The organism is Streptomyces sp. FIT100, assembly GCF_024584805.1.
GTDB lineage: Bacteria > Actinomycetota > Actinomycetes > Streptomycetales > Streptomycetaceae > Streptomyces.
The window spans coordinates 7,647,261-7,663,950 of record NZ_CP075715.1; the positions used below are offsets into that span (position 1 = coordinate 7,647,261).

Sequence of the window (16,690 nt, forward strand, 5' to 3'; positions counted from 1 at the left end):
AGTGGGAGCGCGATGCTGCCGTACTACGAGGACTACGAGCCCGGCACCGGCCGGCGTGCCCCCCGCGCCGCCTTCACCTCGGACGCCGGACGGCTGAGCCTGAACGGCCACTGGCTGTTCCGGCTCTCCGAGGCCGTCGCCGAGGCGCCGCTGGACTTCCTGCACGACCACACGCCCCGGGGGGACGGCTGGTCCGAACTGCCCGTGCCGTCCCACTGGGTGCTGCACGGCCACGGCATCCCGCGCTACACCAACACCGCCTACCCCTTCCCCGTCGACCCGCCGCACACGCCGACCCGGAACCCCACCGGAGACCACCGGCTGGAGTTCGAACTCCCCGGCACCTGGCGCCGGGACGGCAGCGTGCTGCGCTTCGAAGGGGTCGACTCCTGCTTCCGCGCGTGGCTCAACGGGCGCGAGCTCGGCACCTCCAAGGGGAGCCGGCTGCCCGCCGAGTTCGACGCGGGACCGGCGCTGCGGCCCGGCCGCAACGTCCTCGCCGTACGCGTGCACCGCTGGTCCTCCGGAAGCTATCTGGAGGACCAGGACATGTGGTGGCTGCCCGGCATCTTCCGCGACGTGACGCTCCTGGAACGCCCGGCCGGCTGCGTCGACGACCTCTTCGTGCACGCCGGATACGACCACACCACCGGCCGCGGCACACTGCGCGTCGACACCGGCGCACCGGCCGCCCTGCTGACCGTCCCCGAACTCGGCATCACCGACCGCCCGGCCGGGGAGACCGCCGTCATCGACCGCGTCGAGCCCTGGTCGGCGGAGACCCCCCGCCTCTACGAGGGACGGCTCAGCACCCCGCACGAGCACATTGCGCTGCGCATCGGCTTCCGCACCGTCGCCGTCCGCGAGGGACGGCTCACCGTCAACGGCCGGCCGCTGCTGCTGCGCGGCGTCAACCGGCACGAGCACGACCCCGACCACGGCCGGGTGCTCGACCCGGAGACGATGCGCCGCGACGTCCTGCTGATGAAGCGGCACAACATCAACGCCGTCCGCACCAGCCACTACCCCCCGCACCCGGCCTTCCTCGACCTCTGCGACGAACTGGGCCTGTGGGTCGTCGACGAGTGCGACATCGAGACCCACGGCTTCATCCACGCCGACTGGCGCGGCAACCCGGCCGACGACCCCCGCTGGGAGCCGATGATGCTCGACCGGATGCGGCGGATGGTGGAGCGGGACAAGAACCACCCGTCGATCGTCATCTGGTCGCTGGGCAACGAGAGCCACCACGGCCGCAACTTCGGCGTCCTCGCCGAGTGGACCCGCCGGCGCGATCCGAGCCGCCCGCTGCACTACGAACGCGACCGGACCTACCGCCACTCCGACTTCTACAGCCTGATGTACGCGCCCGTGGCGCAGGTCGAGCGCATCGGACGCCACGAGGAGGACGCGCCGCCGGAGACCGCGGACGACCCGGCGCTGGAGGCGCGGCGCCGCGTGCTGCCGTTCCTGCTGTGCGAGTACGCGCACGCCATGGGCAACGGCCCGGGATCGCTCGCCGCCTACCAGCGCGCCTTCGAGCAGTCGCCGCGCTGCGCGGGCGGGTTCGTCTGGGAGTGGATCGACCACGGCTTCCGGCGGCGCACCGCCGACGGCCGCACCTACTTCGCCTACGGCGGCGACTTCGGCGACCACCCGCACGGCGGGAACTTCTGCATCGACGGCCTGGTCCTCCCCGACCGCACCCCGTCGCCCGGTCTCCTGGAGCTGAAGAAGGCCATCGAGCCGGTCGCCGTCACCGCCGCACTCGGCCGGGGCCTCGTGCGCGTCGCCAACCGGTACGACCACCGCGACCTCTCGCATCTGCGGTTCACCTGGAGCCTGGAGGACGAAGGCGTGCGCGTCGCCGACGGGGAGCTGAAGGTCCCCTGCGTGGCCGCGGGGGAGGAGGCGGTGATCCCGGCACCCCGGCCGCTCCTTCCCGAAGCCCCGCGGGGGGAGTTGTGGCTGACGGTCCGCGCGGAGCTCGCCGCCGACGAGCCCTGGGCGGGGGCCGGGCACGAGGTCGCCTGGGCGCAGTTCCCGGTGCCGCACCCGCACCGTGTGGCGGCCGCGCCTGCGCCTGCGCCGGCCCCGGCCCCGGTCGCACCGCGGCCGTCGGACGACGGCATCACCCTGGGAGACGGGGACTTCGACGCGCGTACGGGCCTGCTGCGCGCCCTCGGACCGCTCCGGCTCGACGGCCCTGCCCTGGACGTCTGGCGGGCCCCGACCGACAACGACCGCGGCATGGGCCCCGACTCCGCCGCGAAGGACTGGCGCCGGGCGGGCCTGGACCGGATGGACCACCGGACCGTCTCCGTGCGCCAGGGGCCCGACCGGCTGGAGGTCGAGACCCGGGTCGCGCCCGCGGGTCATGAGCGGGCGCTGCGCACCCGGTACGTGTGGACGGCCGCAGGGCCCGGCCTGCGGCTCGTGGTCCATGTCGTCCCGGAGGGTCCCTGGGACGGCCTCACACTCCCGCGGATCGGCGTACTCCTGGCGCTGCCCGCCGCGTGCGAGGACGTCCGCTGGTTCGGCAAGGGCCCCGGCGAGGCGTATCCGGACAGCCAGGAGGCGGCCCGAGTGGGCCTGTTCACCGCCACGGTCGCCGGGCTGCAGACCCCGTACGTCGTCCCGCAGGAGAACGGCCACCGGGCCGCCGTCCGGTGGGCCGAGCTCACCGATCCGGCCACCGGCGGAGGTCTGCGCGTCGAGGGAGCGCCGCACTTCGGCCTCACCGCCCGCCGGTGGACGAGCCAGGACCTGGAGGCGGCCCGGCATCCCACGGACCTCGTCCCGCGCGACCGCGTCTTCGTCCACCTCGACCTGGCGCACCAGGGTCTGGGCAGCGCCTCGTGCGGCCCCGGCCCGCTGCCGGAGCACCGGCTGGAGCCCGCCGAGACGACCTTCGAGCTGCGCTTCAGGACCCTGGCGCCGCCGGCAGCTCGGCGGTGAAGTGATGGGTGCCGGCGCCGGCTTCGGAGCGGTCGCGGCCGACGAGGTCGATCAGCGCGGTGGCCCCGGGCGGCACCACGACGTCGACGTGGAGCAGCCGTCCGGCGATCCGCCACCCGACCTCCGCCGGTCCGTACGGCGTCAGATGCCGGGCCCGTGCGTGGGTGAGGCCGCCGCCGGGCCGGGGGGCCACGCGGATGCGCCGGTAGCCGGGTGCGGCGGGGGCGAGCCCCGCGACCGTGCGGTGCAGCCAGTCGGCGACCGCGCCCAGCGCGTAGTGGTTGAAGGAGGTCATCTCGCCCGGGTTGACCGTGCCGTCGGGCAGCAGGCTGTCCCAGCGCTCCCAGATCGTCGTGGCGCCCTGTACCACCGGGTAGAGCCACGAGGGGCACTCGCGCTGCATGAGGAGCCGGTAGGCCGTCTCCACCTCGCCGCCCTCGGTGAGGGCGTCGCAGATCAGCGGGGTGCCCGCGAAGCCGGTCGCGATGCGGTGGTCCGCGTCGGCGGTCAGCCGGGCCAGGCGCCGGGCGGCGGCGCGGCGCGTGCGCTCGTCCGGCAGCAGCCCGAAGCGCAGCGCGAGCGCGTACGCGGTCTGGGTGTCGCAGGCCAGCCGGCCGTCCCCGGTGACGTACTCGGCCGCGAACGCCTTGCGGGTCCGTGCGGCCATCGCCGCGTACCGTTCCCGGTCCTGGGCCTCGCCGAGGACGTCCGCGGTGTCCGCGAGGGTCCCCGCGGACGCGGCGAAGTACGCGGACGCCACCAGCCCGGGGTCGGTGCGGGCGCGGCCGGGGTCCTCCGGCGGGGCTGCGGGGTCGAGCCAGTCCCCGAGCTGCCTGCCCTGCCGCCACAGCCCGCCGTCGTCGAGCAGGGAGTGGACCAGCTCCACCCAGGCCCTGGCGCTCGGGTACTGGTCGCGCAGCACACCGCGATCGCCGAAGCGCTGGTAGAGCGTCCACGGGGTGAGCACGGCGACGTCTCCCCAGACCGCCGCCGGCCAGGACGGCGCCCAGTCCGGCTTCCAGGCGTCGGCTTCGAGGGTGGGCACGAAGAACGGGACGGTGCCGTCGTCGTACTGCTCGGCGGCGAGGTCCGCCAGCCAGGAGCGCAGCATGCCGGCGCAGTCGAACAGGAAGCTCGCCGACGGGGCGAAGACCTGGAGGTCGCCGGTCCAGCCGAGGCGTTCGTCGCGCTGCGGACAGTCGGTGGGGACGGAGAGGAAGTTGCCGCGCATGCTCCACACGACGTTCTCGTGGAGCCGGTCCAGGAGTGGGTCCGAGCAGCTGAACCAGCCGGTGCGGCGCATGTCCGTGTGCAGCACCTGGGCGGTGGCGCCGTCCGGGACGGCCTCGCCGGAGACCTCGGCGTAGCGGAAGCCGTGGAAGGTGAAGCGCGGCTCCCACACTTCGGGGCCGTCGCCCCGCTTGGTGTAGCTGTCGGTGGCCTCGGCCTCGCGCAGTGGGCGGGTGCACAGCTCGCCGTCCTCCAGGATCTCCGCGTGGCGCACGGTGACGCTGGTGCCGGAGGGCCCCTGGACGCGCATCCGCAGCCGCCCGACGAGGTTCTGGCCGAAGTCGAGGACCGTACGGCCGGACGGCGAGCCGAGGACGTCGACGGGCGCGACCTTTTTGGTGCGGCGCACCGGGGGCCCGGTGGGGGCGACGAGGGTGGCCGGATCGCGGTGGACGGTACGCACCGGGTGCCAGCCCGTGTCGTCGAAGCCGGGCCCGGACCAGCCCGGTTGCTCCAGGCGGGCATCGTGGCGCTCGCCGTCGTACAGGCTCGCGGACAGGATCGGACCGTACGAGCAGCGCCATCCCTCGCCGGTGCCGAAGCGGACGAACGAGCCGTCGGCGCAGGTGACTTCGAGCTGGGCCAGCAGCGCGGTCTCCTCGCCGTAGTAGGCGCGGACGCCGCCCTGGAAGCCGATGCGGCCGCGGTACCAGCCGTCGGCGAGCCAGGCGCCGAGCGCGTTGTCCCCGGCGTGCAGCAGCCCGGTCACATCGAGAGTGCGGTAGTGCAGCCGGTGGCGGTAGCTCGTCCAGCCCGGTGCCAGCACCTCGTCACCGGCCCGGACACCGTTGATCTCCAGCTCGTACACCCCGTGGGCGGTCGAGTACAGCCGGGCCGAGCGCGGGGCGGCGGGCAGGTGGAACTCGCCGCGCAGCAGGACCGGCCGCTCCGACTCGCCCGTCTCCTCGTGCTCTTGGGGGATGGCGGGGGTCACCATCGCCGCCGTCCAGTCCGCGGCGTGCAGCAGTCCGGCCTCGACGACGAGCTCCGGGCTCCAGCCGGAGGCGGGGCCCTGCTCGCCCCAGACCCGCACCCGCACCGCGCACCGCCCCCGCGAGGCCGGCACGGGCGCCGCGGCGGGCCAGGGCACCAGCACCGAGTCGGGGCCCTCGATCCGGCCGCTGCGGTGGGGCGGTTCGCCGTCGGGGCGTATCTCGATCTCGTACGCCGACTGGAACCAGCCGGGCCGGAGGGCCTCGACGGTCCAGGAAAGCCGGGGCCGCGATTCGCCGATGCCGAGCGGCTCGCGGTGGTGCTCCGCAACGGGGGTGCCGACAGTGACGAGCACGATGGGGACTCCTTACGGTCGGGTCAGCCGCTCGGCGGTGAACCGGTCGGTGATCAGGACATTGACCAGGCCGCCCCGCAGGGCCGCGCGCACCGCCTCCGTCTTGCGCCGGCCCCCGGCGACGGCGACGCAGCGGGGGACCGCCCGCAGCTGCTCCGGGGTGATCCCGATGACCCGCTGCGCCGTACCCGTGTCGGTCGGGCGCCCGGCGGCGTCGAAGAAGTGGAGGCAGACGTCGCCCACGGCGCCGGCCGCGCGCAACCGCGCGAGCTCCCCGGCCGCGAAGACATTGCCGCTGCTCGCCAGCACCCGGGACGGTTCGAGGGAGCCGATGCCGACGAGCGCCACCGTGATCTCCTTGAAGAGCGCCATCCCCGCGGCGACGAACGGGTCTTCGCGCAGCGCCCGGGCGCTGGCGGCGGAACCGGCCACCCCCGGCGAGGGCAGGTGCACGGGGCTCCCCTGGAGCACGTGGGCCATACGGTCGGTCAGCCGGGTGGCGTGCTCGGCGGCGGCCGGGTCCCCGACGCCGCCGAGGACCTGGAGCACCCGGACACCGGTCAGGCCGGGCACCGGGCGCAGATGGTCCACCACGGCCAGCAGCGAGGCGCTCCAGGAGGAGATGCCGATGGTGTCGCCGGAGCGCAGTGTCACCTCCAGGTAGTACGCGGCGGCGGCGCCCAGTTCGGGCAGGATGCGCTGCTCGTCGTCGTCCGGCACGTCCACCACGAGCGCCAGCCTGATGCCGTAGCGCTCCTGGAGGGCGCCCTCCAGGCCGGGATGGGTGCCCTGCGGCGCGGACACCGTGATCCGGACGATGCCCTGCTCCTCGGCCCGCTTCAGCAGCCGCGACACCCGGGCCTGGGACAGGCCCAGCCGGTCGGCTATCTGCGGCTGGCGGACTCCCTCGGTGTAGTACATGCGCGCCACGCGCGTCATGAGACGCAGCTCTTCCGGGGCTGCCATCGCACTCCCTCCTTGCTGTGGTTCGTTCGCCTCCTGGGCCCCCTCAGACGCTGTCGACGGTCGATCGTGCTCGGCCGCTCGTTCCTCGCGGCCTCCGCGCGTTCTCCCTTTCGACAGCGTCGGCGCCCCTCCGGCGCACTCTCCCCACGGCCGGTGGTGATCGCCAAGTCCCCCTGACCGAAAACCGGTTCGGTGCTCCGGGCCGCGTTGACGGGCCGTCAGCGCAAGGTTAGCTTAGGACGAATCAACATTCATGAATGAATGGATATTCACATGACGTTGATGCCCGTTCCCGGCAGCACGGAGCGCCTGCACCGGCTGCGCCGGACCCTGATCGAAGCGCCACCCGACGAACGCACCGCCCGGCTCGCCGGGATCTCCGACGCGATACGGCGACGGGTCCTGGAGATGATCCGGCACGCCCGCATGGGGCATGTGGGCGGCGACTTCTCCGCCGTCGACATCCTCACCGTCCTCTACCTGCTCGTCCTCGACTGCGATCCGGAGCGGCCCCGGCTGCCCGGCCGCGACCGCTTCATCCAGAGCAAGGGCCACAGCTCGGGCGCGCTCTACGCCACGCTGGCGTACGCCGGCTACTTCCCGGACGCCCGACTCGACACCTACATGGACCCGTTGTCGCCCCTCAACGGCCACCCCGACTGCCGCAAGGTGCCCGGCGTCGAGACCAGCACGGGACCGCTCGGCCACGGGCTCCCCGTCGCCGTCGGCACGGCGATCGCCGCCCGGCTGGACCGGAGCGGGCGGCGCACCTTCGTCCTCACCGGCGACGGCGAACTCCAGGAGGGGAGCAACTGGGAGGCGGCCCTCACCGCCGCCCACCGAGGTCTCGACAACCTCACCGTCGTCGTCGACCGCAACCGGCTGCAACAGGGCGCCCGCACCGAGCAGACGGCGGCCCTGGAGCCCCTGGCCGACAAATGGCGGGCGTTCGGCTTCGCCGTGCGCGACGTGGACGGACACGACCACGAGGCGCTGTACCGGGAGCTGAGCGCACCTGCGGAACCCGGCCGCCCGACCTGCCTGATCGCCCGGACCGAGAAGGGCCACGGTGTGTCCTTCATGGCCGACCGGGTCGAGTGGCACCACCGCGTGCCCACCGGGGACGAGACCGCACGCGCCATGGAGGAGCTGAGCCGGTGACCACCACGTCGAGAACGACAAGCGCGACAAGCGCGACAAGCACGACAAGCACGGCGGGCACGACGGGCACGGCGGGCACACCCGTGCTGCACGACTGCCGTACGGCGTTCGCGGCCACGCTGCTGGAGCTGGCCGCCGCGGACGAGCGGATCGTCGCGGTGTGCAACGACTCCGTCGGGTCCAGCGCCCTGGGCGCGTTCGCCGCGGCACACCCGGACCGGCTCATCAACGTCGGCATCGCCGAGCAGACCATGGTCGGCGTCGGTGCGGGCCTCGCCGGGAGCGGGCGGATCCCCTTCGTCTGCGCCGCGTCGCCGTTCCTCACCGGCCGGGCACTGGAGCAGATCAAGGCCGATGTCGCCTACTCCCGCGCCAATGTGAAGCTGTGCGGCATGAGCCCGGGCCTCGCCTACGGACAGCTCGGACCCACCCACCACAGCATCGAGGACCTGGCCTGGCTGCGCGCCCTGGCGGATCTCACCGTCGTGGTCCCCGCCGACCCCGCCGAGACCGCGGAGGCGGTCCGCTGGGCATACGCCCACGACGGGCCGGTCTTCCTGCGCATCGGCCGCACCCCGGTGCCCGACCTGGAACCCCGGATCCCCTTCTCGCCCGGCCGCGCCGCCGTGCTGCGCCAGGGCTCGGACATCACCCTCGTCGGCGCCGGGACGACGGTGGCCGTCGTGCTGGAGGCGGCCGAACGGCTCGCCGCGCGCGGCATCGCGGCCCGTGTGCTGAACATGTCGACGATCAGCCCCCTCGACGAACAGGCCGTCCTCGACGCCGCGGAGCAGACCCGCGCCATCGTCAGCGTCGAGGAGCACACCGTACGCGGCGGCCTCGGCGGCGCGATCGCGGAGACGGTCGTCACGCGCCGGCCCGTGCCGATGCGAATCCTGGGCGTGCCGGGCGTATTCGCCCCCACCGGCACCTCCCGCTTCCTCTTCGAGCACTTCGGGCTGACCGCGGAGGGCGCCGAGCGCGCCGCCCTGGAACTGCTCGAACCGCTCGAACCGCTCGAACCGCTCGGAGGCACACCGTGATCCTCGCCCTCGACCAGGGGACCAGCAGCACCAAAGCCCTCCTGGTGGACGCCGGTGGCGCCGTGCGCGGCACCGCCGCGCGCCCGCTGTCCCAGTCCCACCCGGGCCCCGGCCGGGTGGAACAGGACCCGAGGGAGCTCTGGGCGAGCGTCGCCGGTGCGGCGGCCGACGTGCTGGCCGCGCACCCCGGCGCCGGCATCGCCGGGGTGGCCCTCAGCACGCAGCGCGAATCGGTGCTGGCGTGGGAAACCGCCACGGGCGAGCCGCTCTCCCCGCTGCTGAGCTGGCAGGACCGGCGGGGCGCGGCCCACTGCGCGCAACTGGCGGCGGGCGACGAGGCCCGGCAGGTCACCGCCAGGACCGGGCTTCCCATGGACCCCATGTTCTCCGCCACGAAGGCCGCGGCCCTCCTGGACGAGCTCGACCCCGGCCGCCGCGCCTGCCGTTCCGGCAGGATCCGGGTCGGCACGGTCGACGCCTGGCTGCTGCGCCGCATCACCGGATGCGACGCCACCGAGCTCGGCAACGCCTCCCGCACCCAGCTCCTCGACCTCGGGACCGGTACGTACAGCCCGTATCTGCTCGACCTGTTCGGCGTGCCCAGGGCGGCGCTGCCCGAACCGACCGCCTCCACCGGCCCGTTCGGCTCCGCCGACGGCCTGCCCGGCATACGGACGGGGACCCCGCTCGCCGCGGTCCTCGCCGACTCCCACGCGGCCCTGTTCGCCCACAGCGCGGGACGCACCGGCGTGGTCAAGGCCACGTACGGCAGTGGTTCCTCGGTGATGGCACTGGCCCCGGACACGGGCGAGGGCCTGCCCGACGGGCTGGCCCGGACGGTCGCCTGGCAGCTGCCGGGGGAGCGCCCCGCCCTCGCCCTTGAGGCCAACATCGCGGCGTCCGGAACCGCCGTGCGCTGGGCCGCACAGCTCCTCGGCACCGACGAGGGCGGTCTCGCTGCCCTGGCCGACGAAGCGGGGGACAGCACCGCGGCGCTGGTGCCGGCCTTCGAAGGACTCGGCGCGCCGTACTGGGACCGGCAGGCCGTGGCCGTGCTCAGCGGCTTCACCCAGGCCGCCCCGCGCGCCGCCCTCGCCCGCGCCGCGATCGAGTCCGTGGCCTTCCAGATCGCCGAGACCGTCGCGCTGTTCGACCGCGCGCTCGGCCCCGCTCCGGCCCTCCACGCCGACGGCGGGGCCAGCGCCAACACGACGCTGATGCAGTTGCAGGCCGACCTGTGCGCCCGCCCCGTCCGGGTGGGCCCGCACCCGGAGAGCTCCGCACTCGGCGCCGCCCACCTCGCCGGCCTCGGCCTCGGCCTGTGGACGGCCAAGGAGCTGGAGCTGCGCGCGGACGAGGCCACCGCCGCCACCGCGGTGAGCCCGCGCCGGGGCGCCGACTGGCGCCGAGAGCGCCTCACGCACTGGCGGGACGCGGTGCGCCGCTCCCGCCTCGCCCGTACCTGAACCCACCTCAGTCAGGAGTTGCACCCATGGCGAACCTCACCTTCGGAGCCGGGATCTGGGCGTTCGGCCGGATCGTCGACCGGTACGCGACCGACGGCTACGGGCCCGAGCGGTCCACCGCCGCCATGCTGGAACTGGCCGCCCGCGTCGACGGCCTGGAGCACCTCGACATCAACTTCCCCTTCACGGAGGACGATCTGGCGCCCAAGTCCGTGGCGGCCATGCTCGACGGCCTCGGACTGCGGGCCCGCGCCGTCACCCCGCACCTCTACACCCGCGCCTTCGCCCGCGGCGCCTTCACCAACCCCGACCCCGCCGTGCGCCGCGCGGCGAAGGACCGGGTGCACGCCGCGGTGGAGGCCGCGCGCGAACTGGACGCCGGATACGTGAAGTTCTGGCCCGGCCAGGACGGCTTCGACATACCCGGCCAGGCCGACTACCCGCAGCTGTGGGAGCTGACCGTGGAGGCTCTGGGCGAGCTGGCCACCGCTCACCCGGAGACGCAGTTCGCGATCGAGTACAAGCCCAAGGAGCCGCGCGTACAGATCACCCTCGGCAACGCGGCCAAGACCCTCCTCGCCATCCAGGAGGCCGGGGTGGACAACCTCGGCATCGTGCTCGACTTCGGCCACTCGCTGATGGCCGGCGAGGCCCCGGCCGAGGCGCTCCAGCTCGTCCACCGCCACGGGCGCCTCGTCTCCGCCGAACTCAACGACAACTGGCGCGGCTGGGACGACGACCTGCCCGTCGCCTCCGTGCACCTCTTCGAGACCCTGGAGTTCCTCCTGGCCCTGCGCCGCATCGGCTGGACACAGCCGGTGCTGCTCGACCAGTTCCCGTTCCGGGAGGACCCCGTCGAGGCGCTGTCGCACAGCATCCGCACGATCCGGCGGCTGGACGCGGTGTGCGAACGCGTCGACCTCGACGCGCTGCGCGAGGCGCAGGACCGCCAGGACGCGGTGGCGGCGCAGCGGGTCCTGTGGTCGGCGGTGTAGCGCCTGCGCGGCCTTCGGCCGTGTCCTCGATCTCCCGGGGCACAGCCCCGGTCTTTCAGCCTCGCCGGCGTTTGAGGCGCGGGGGTTCGGGGGCGGAGCCCCCGGACGACGCCCGCAGCACGCGGACGTCCCAGCTCCCCAGCCGCACCCCCCGCCCCGCCCCGATCCGCTCGCCCGACAGCACGTCGACCAGCTCCTCCGGCGCATCCACCCGCACCTCGTCCCAGCTCCAGTTGTGGACGAACCAGACACGGTCCCCGTCCGCGTTGCGGGCGGACGTCGCCGTCACCGAGGGCGGCAGCTCCGCCCATCGGGCCGGCGGTGCGCAGAACTCCGCCAGCGCGGCGGCGAACTCCGAGTCCGGCAGCGTTCCCACGTACGTCACCCGCCCTCGCCCGTGCTCCTTGCTCGTCGCCGCCGGCCACCGCCCGAAGTGCGGGTGCTCGTACCACGCCAGGGGCAGCGCGTCGTCCACCACGAGACCGTCCGCCCACGCCGTGGCCCGCGCCGTGGGTCCGAGCGACAACCCGGAGCCCTGCGCCGCCCGCACGGTGAGCGGCGCCCGGAGATTGGAGTATTCGAGATAGTGGACACCAGCGGCCTCCCGCAGCGGACCTGGCGCGATCTCCGCCCGCGCACGGGCCTCGGCGTCCGCGTATGCGGTGCGGAAGCTCACGACCAGGTGGCCACCGGCCCGTGCGTAGCCGTCCAGCAGCGCGAGCGTCTCGTCGTCGGCCGCGTAGAGCGCGGGCGCCACCAGCACCGGGTACCGCCGCGCCCAGTCCTGCGGCGCGCCCCGCAGCTGCGGCACCGAGACGATCCGCGCCTGCCGCCCGGCGTCGAAGAAGCCCTTGTAGAAGGCGCCGAAGATGCGGGCGTACGAGCGCGGGTCGGGGGAGTCGTAGCTCCCGGGCAGGGACAGCGGAGGCTGGTGCTGGAAGGCCCAGTCGCTCTCCGCGGAACGGACGAGGGCGACGTCCGCGTCCGGCTCCAGACCGCGCAGCACGTCCGCCGCGGCGGCGAACTCCCCGGCGATCCGGCGCGCCTCGCCGTAGAAGCGGCCCGGTTGCAGGGAGTGGCCCAGCAGGCCGCCCCAGTAGGTCTCGTGGCCGTAGTGGAGCGTGTGCCAGTGCCAGTACTCCACCAGGCGCGCCCCGCGGGCGGCCAGCGCCCAGGCGACCTGCCGCAACTGGCCGTCGTAGCCCGGGTAGTTGGCGTTCGAGCCGCCGATGGTGGCCGCATTGGTCTCGGTGATGAGGAACGGTGCCTGCTTCGCGCCGCGGTGCCGGTCGGCGGACTGGTAGAGCTGCCACACCCCCTGGCCGAACCAGCCGCCGTCGTGGCGCCGCTCCTGGTCCGGGAGGGCGAGGCCGTCCTGGGCGGCGTAGTAGAGATTGCCCGCCGCCACGTCCAGGGACCGGTTCACATCCACGTCGTCCACGGCCGGCCGGGTGGGCGCGAGGCAGGTGGTGACGTACTGGTCATCGCGCGCCAGCTCGCGGACGAGACCGGCCTGCCAGGCGATGAACTCGCTGGTGAGGTCGGCCTGGTAGCGGCGCCAGGCCAGGTCGTACGAGGGCGTGGTGTTGCCCTCGGGCGGCCACAGCTCGTCCCAGGAGGAGAGCCGGTGCGACCAGTAGGTCAGCCCCCAGCGCTCGTTGAGGACGGCGACGTCCCCGTAGCGCTCCTTCAGCCGGGCCACGAACCCGGCGAAGACCTCCGGGTTGTACATCAGATGCAGCCCGGGTTCGTTGTCGACCTGGTAGCCGGCGACGGCCGGATGGCCTGCGTAGCGGGTCACGATCCGGCGCACCACCCGCTCGGCGTAGCGGCGGAAGACCGGGCTGGTGAAGTCGGTCTCCTGCCGGGCGCCCCAGGGTACTTGCCTTCCGCTGCGCAACCGGACGGCGAGTTCGGGGTGCTTGCGCTGGAGCCACGGCGGCACCGCGTACGTGGGTGTGCCCAGCAGTACGCCGATACCGCGCTCATGGGCCCCGTCGAGCACCGGCAGGAGCCACTCCAGGTCGAAGACGCCGTCCTGCGGCTCCCAGGTGGACCAGACCGACTCACCGACCCGGATCAGCCACAGCCCGGCCTCCGCCATCAGGTCCAGGTCCGCGGTGAGCCGCTCATGCGGCTGGTACTCGTGGTAGTAGGCGGCCCCGAGCCGGACGCCATCGTGCACCTCAGGTCGCAACGGCATTGCTCGAAGCTGACAGAAACCCACAGCAGGCGTCAATGGCACCGCAGAAAGGGCACTGTGATGAACAAGAACGAGCACCGGGAGTCGTACCAGCCCAACTGGGCGTCGCTGCGCGGCCACCGTATCCCCGAGTGGTTCCGCGACGCCAAGCTCGGCATCTGGTCGCACTGGGGGCCGCAGTCCGTCGCCATGGCCGGCGACTGGTACGCCCGCCACCTGTACGGCCCGTACGACGGCACCGAGGGGTTCGAGCAGAAGCGCTCGCGCCGCCAGGCCGCCCTGCACCGCGAACGCTACGGCCACCCCTCCCGGTTCGGCCACAAGGACCTGTGCCGGCTCTGGCGCGCGGAGAAGTTCGACCCCGAGGAGCTGATGGACCGGTTCCGGCGGACCGGGGCGCGCTACTTCGTCTCCATGGCCGCCCACTGCGACAACTTCGACCTGTGGGACTCCGCCCACCAGCCCTGGAACGCCGTCAACGTCGGCCCCCGCACCGACATCGTCGCCCGGTGGGCGGCCGCCGCACGCTCCGCAGGGCTGCGCTTCGGGGTGAGCATGCACGCCGGGTCCTGGACCTGGCGCTGGCTGGACGCCGCGTTCGCCGCCGACACCGACGGTCCGCAGGCCGGCGTGGCATACGACGGCCACCTCACCGCCGAGGACGGCAAGGGCACCTGGTGGGAAGGGCTCGACCCGCGCGCCCTCTACGGACGGCCGCGCCGCCACGGAGAGGCGCCGGACGCGGACTTCATCGACAACTTCTACGCACGGCTGCGCGACGTGGTCACCCGGTACGGGCCCGAGCTGGTCTACCTCGACGACGCCCGGATGCCCTTCGACGCGGGCAGTGTCTGCCCCGCAGCGCCGCCCAGCCCCCGCGGCCTGGAGTTCCTCGCCGACTACTACAACGCCGTGCCGCACAGCGCCGTGAGCATCAAGACCATCCCGGACGCGGACCGCCAGGCCGTTCTGCTCGACGTGGAACGGCAGCAGCTCGGCGACACCGACCCCGAGCCGTGGCAGTACGACACCAGCATCGGCGACTGGTTCTACCGGACCGGCGAGCGCTACAAGTCCACCGCCGAGATCGTCCATCTGCTCGTGGACACCGTGAGCAAGAACGGCTGCCTGCTGCTCAACGTCCCGCAGCTGCCCGACGGCACCATCGACGACGAGACCGCCGCCGTGCTCGACGGGCTCGGATCGTGGACGGACACCTGCGGCGAAGCGGTCTTCGGCAGCCGTCCGTGGTCGGTCCACGGCGAGGGACCGACCCGTGTCGACGGCGCGAAGGCCAGGGAGGCCGCCCTGGCGTACACGCCCCAGGACATCCGCTTCACCCAACGGGACGGCACCGTCTACGCGTTCCTGATGGCCTGGCCCGCCGACGGCACCGTACTCATCCGCAGCCTGGGCAGCGCCGCCGGCCCGCCCGACGCCCGCCCCCGACGGGTGGAACGGGTCGAACTGCTCGGCTCCCCGGCACCCGTCCGCTGGCAGCTCCGGGCCGACGCCCTGCGCGTCGAACTCCCCGGGAGCCCGCCGAACCCGTACGTCCAGGTGCTGCGCATCGCATGAACACGAAGGGGACGCCGCCACCCCGGGCTTCGCGGGGCCGCCCGCGGTGCCGGTCGCGGGGTGCGGCAGGATGAACGATCACGCCGGGAACGGGCAGCAGCCCCTCCGCGGCGCCGCACAACCGCACTCCCCAGCAGCAGACCGACACAGGTGGCACGGTGACGACACATCACATCCGGCTGACGGCGGCGACCACCGCCGCACCCGCCCTCCCGCGGACGACGGGAGGGCGGCGATGACCCGGGACCTCACACCGCACGACGTCCTCGTCGCCGCCATCGCGCTCGCCGCGGGCCTGGCGGTGGCCGTCCTCGTACGCGTGATCCTGAAATGGCTCGGCGTGCGGGCCGACAGAACCCGGTGGAGCGGCGACGACATCATCGTCGACGCCCTGCGGGCGCTGCTCCCCTGGGCCGCGGTCACCGGCGGCGCGGTGGTCGCGGCGTCGGCGCTGCCGCTCACCCCGGGCATCGGACGCAACGTCACCATGGTCCTGACGGCCCTGCTCATCATGGCCGCCACCCTCACCGCGGCGCGGATCGTCGCCGGACTGGTCCGGGCGCTCGCCCAGTCCAGGTCCGGCGTCGCCGGGTCGGCCACCATATTCGTGAACATCACGCGCGTCGTGGTGCTGGCGATGGGCTTCCTGGTCGTCCTGGAGACCGTCGGCGTCTCCATCGCACCGCTGCTCACCGCCCTCGGGGTCGGCGGTCTCGCGGTGGCGCTGGCCCTCCAGGACACGCTGGCCAACCTCTTCGCGGGCGTGCACATCCTCGCCTCGCGCACGGTGCAGCCCGGTGACTACATCCGGCTCAGCAGCGGCGAGGAGGGCTATGTCGTCGACATCAACTGGCGCAACACCGTCATCCGGCACATCTCCAACAACCTCGTGATCATCCCCAACACGAAGCTGTCCGGCACCAACATGACCAACTACCACCGGCCCGAGCAGGAGATGACGCTCACGGTCCAGGTCGGCGTCGGGTTCGACAGCGACCTGGACCATGTCGAGCGGGTCACCACGGAGGTGGTCGCGAGCGTGATGAAGGACGTCGAGGGCGGTGTGCCCGAGCATGAACCGGCCGTCCGCTTCCACACGTTCGGCGACTCACGGATCAACTTCACGGTGATCCTCGGCGTCGGCGAGTTCAGCGACCAGTACCGGATCAAGCACGAGTTCATCAAGCGGCTCCACCAGCGCTACCGCGCCGAGGGCATCGCCATCCCCGCCCCGACGCGCACCATCGCCGTACGCCAGGGCGAGCTGCCCATCCCGCACCAGCGCACGCACGAGGCGGCGGACGAGCCTCAGATCGCCGCGCGGTAGAAGAAGGTCTTCCGGTGCGCGATCTTCCCGTCGCGCACCAGATACGTGTCGGCGAACCCCTCGTCGAGCGGCTCGCCGTCCCTGCCGGCGCCCCGGAAGCGGCCCCAGCAGGCGGCGGCCGTCAGGGCCTGTCCGGAATTCCCGGCTCGGCTCGCGCCCGTCACCTGGGCGACCTCGTGCGCGCCCGAGGTGATGATCCGCTCGTGCTCGTAGAAGCGGCGGATCCGGTCCAGCCCCTCCAAGGCCGGGTAGCCGGGGCGCTCGTAGACGGCGTCGTCGGCGAAGACCTCGCCGAGCTCGTCCCACGAGCGGGAGTCGATCACCTGGAACAGCCGGGCCACCAGCGAGTCGGCGGTCACCGGTGTGTGTGTCGGTGCGGTCATGGCCGTGCTCCTTCCTCCGTGAGGGTTTCCAA

Annotated in this window: 11 protein-coding genes; 7 read left to right on the forward strand and 4 right to left on the reverse strand. The window is 73.4% G+C overall.

The genetic code is table 11. The features are described 5' to 3' along the window. Window positions 1-12 precede the first annotated feature (12 nt). Window positions 13-2,958, forward strand: coding sequence for a glycoside hydrolase family 2 TIM barrel-domain containing protein (locus tag KK483_RS33990; protein WP_262009057.1), 2,946 nt, complete (start codon window positions 13-15; stop codon window positions 2,956-2,958). Here KK483_RS33990 and KK483_RS33995 read toward each other — a convergent pair. Together KK483_RS33995 and KK483_RS34000 are read right to left on the reverse strand one after the other, a co-directional pair. Beyond that, window positions 2,924-5,536: a family 78 glycoside hydrolase catalytic domain gene (locus KK483_RS33995; protein WP_313879501.1), complete on the reverse strand. Its 2,613-nt coding sequence runs from the start codon at window positions 5,534-5,536 to the stop codon at window positions 2,924-2,926. The two genes, KK483_RS33990 and KK483_RS33995, sit on opposite strands and share 35 nt — an antisense overlap. Before the next feature lie 12 nt (window positions 5,537-5,548). Continuing rightward, window positions 5,549-6,502, reverse strand: a complete 954-nt coding sequence (locus KK483_RS34000; RefSeq protein WP_262009058.1) for a sugar-binding transcriptional regulator — start codon at window positions 6,500-6,502, stop codon at window positions 5,549-5,551. Between the two features lie 273 nt (window positions 6,503-6,775). Here KK483_RS34000 and KK483_RS34005 point away from each other — a divergent pair, with 273 nt between their 5' ends. The 4 genes from KK483_RS34005 to KK483_RS34020 are packed head-to-tail and all read left to right on the forward strand — an operon-like array spanning window position 6,776 to window position 11,167. Then, complete coding sequence (locus tag KK483_RS34005) at window positions 6,776-7,663, forward strand: transketolase (protein WP_262009059.1); 888 nt, start codon at window positions 6,776-6,778, stop codon at window positions 7,661-7,663. Further along, entirely contained in the window at window positions 7,660-8,706 is a 1,047-nt protein-coding gene (locus KK483_RS34010; protein WP_262009060.1) for a transketolase family protein, read from the forward strand. The genes KK483_RS34005 and KK483_RS34010 overlap by 4 nt, the downstream gene beginning before the upstream one ends. After that, window positions 8,703-10,172, forward strand: coding sequence for an FGGY family carbohydrate kinase (locus KK483_RS34015; protein ID WP_262009061.1), 1,470 nt, complete (start codon window positions 8,703-8,705; stop codon window positions 10,170-10,172). Before KK483_RS34010 ends, KK483_RS34015 begins: the two co-directional genes overlap by 4 nt. Before the next feature lie 26 nt (window positions 10,173-10,198). Beyond that, window positions 10,199-11,167 carry a sugar phosphate isomerase/epimerase gene (locus tag KK483_RS34020; RefSeq protein ID WP_262009062.1) on the forward strand — a complete coding sequence of 323 codons (969 nt, stop codon included), beginning with the start codon at window positions 10,199-10,201 and terminating at the stop codon, window positions 11,165-11,167. Window positions 11,168-11,222: 55 nt separating this feature from the next. Here KK483_RS34020 and KK483_RS34025 read toward each other — a convergent pair whose 3' ends face one another. Continuing rightward, window positions 11,223-13,370 carry a beta-galactosidase gene (locus KK483_RS34025; protein ID WP_262009064.1) on the reverse strand — a complete coding sequence of 716 codons (2,148 nt, stop codon included), beginning with the start codon at window positions 13,368-13,370 and terminating at the stop codon, window positions 11,223-11,225. A gap of 60 nt (window positions 13,371-13,430) precedes the next feature. Here KK483_RS34025 and KK483_RS34030 point away from each other — a divergent pair, with 60 nt between their 5' ends. After that, window positions 13,431-14,948, forward strand: a complete 1,518-nt coding sequence (locus KK483_RS34030; RefSeq protein ID WP_262009065.1) for an alpha-L-fucosidase — start codon at window positions 13,431-13,433, stop codon at window positions 14,946-14,948. A gap of 235 nt (window positions 14,949-15,183) precedes the next feature. After that, window positions 15,184-16,275 carry a mechanosensitive ion channel family protein gene (locus KK483_RS34035; RefSeq protein WP_262009066.1) on the forward strand — a complete coding sequence of 364 codons (1,092 nt, stop codon included), beginning with the start codon at window positions 15,184-15,186 and terminating at the stop codon, window positions 16,273-16,275. Here the strand turns inward: KK483_RS34035 and KK483_RS34040 are convergent. Beyond that, a complete protein-coding gene (locus KK483_RS34040) occupies window positions 16,257-16,658 on the reverse strand; it encodes a nuclear transport factor 2 family protein (protein ID WP_262009067.1) in 402 nt (133 codons plus the stop codon). The two genes, KK483_RS34035 and KK483_RS34040, sit on opposite strands and share 19 nt — an antisense overlap. Window positions 16,659-16,690 lie beyond the last annotated feature (32 nt).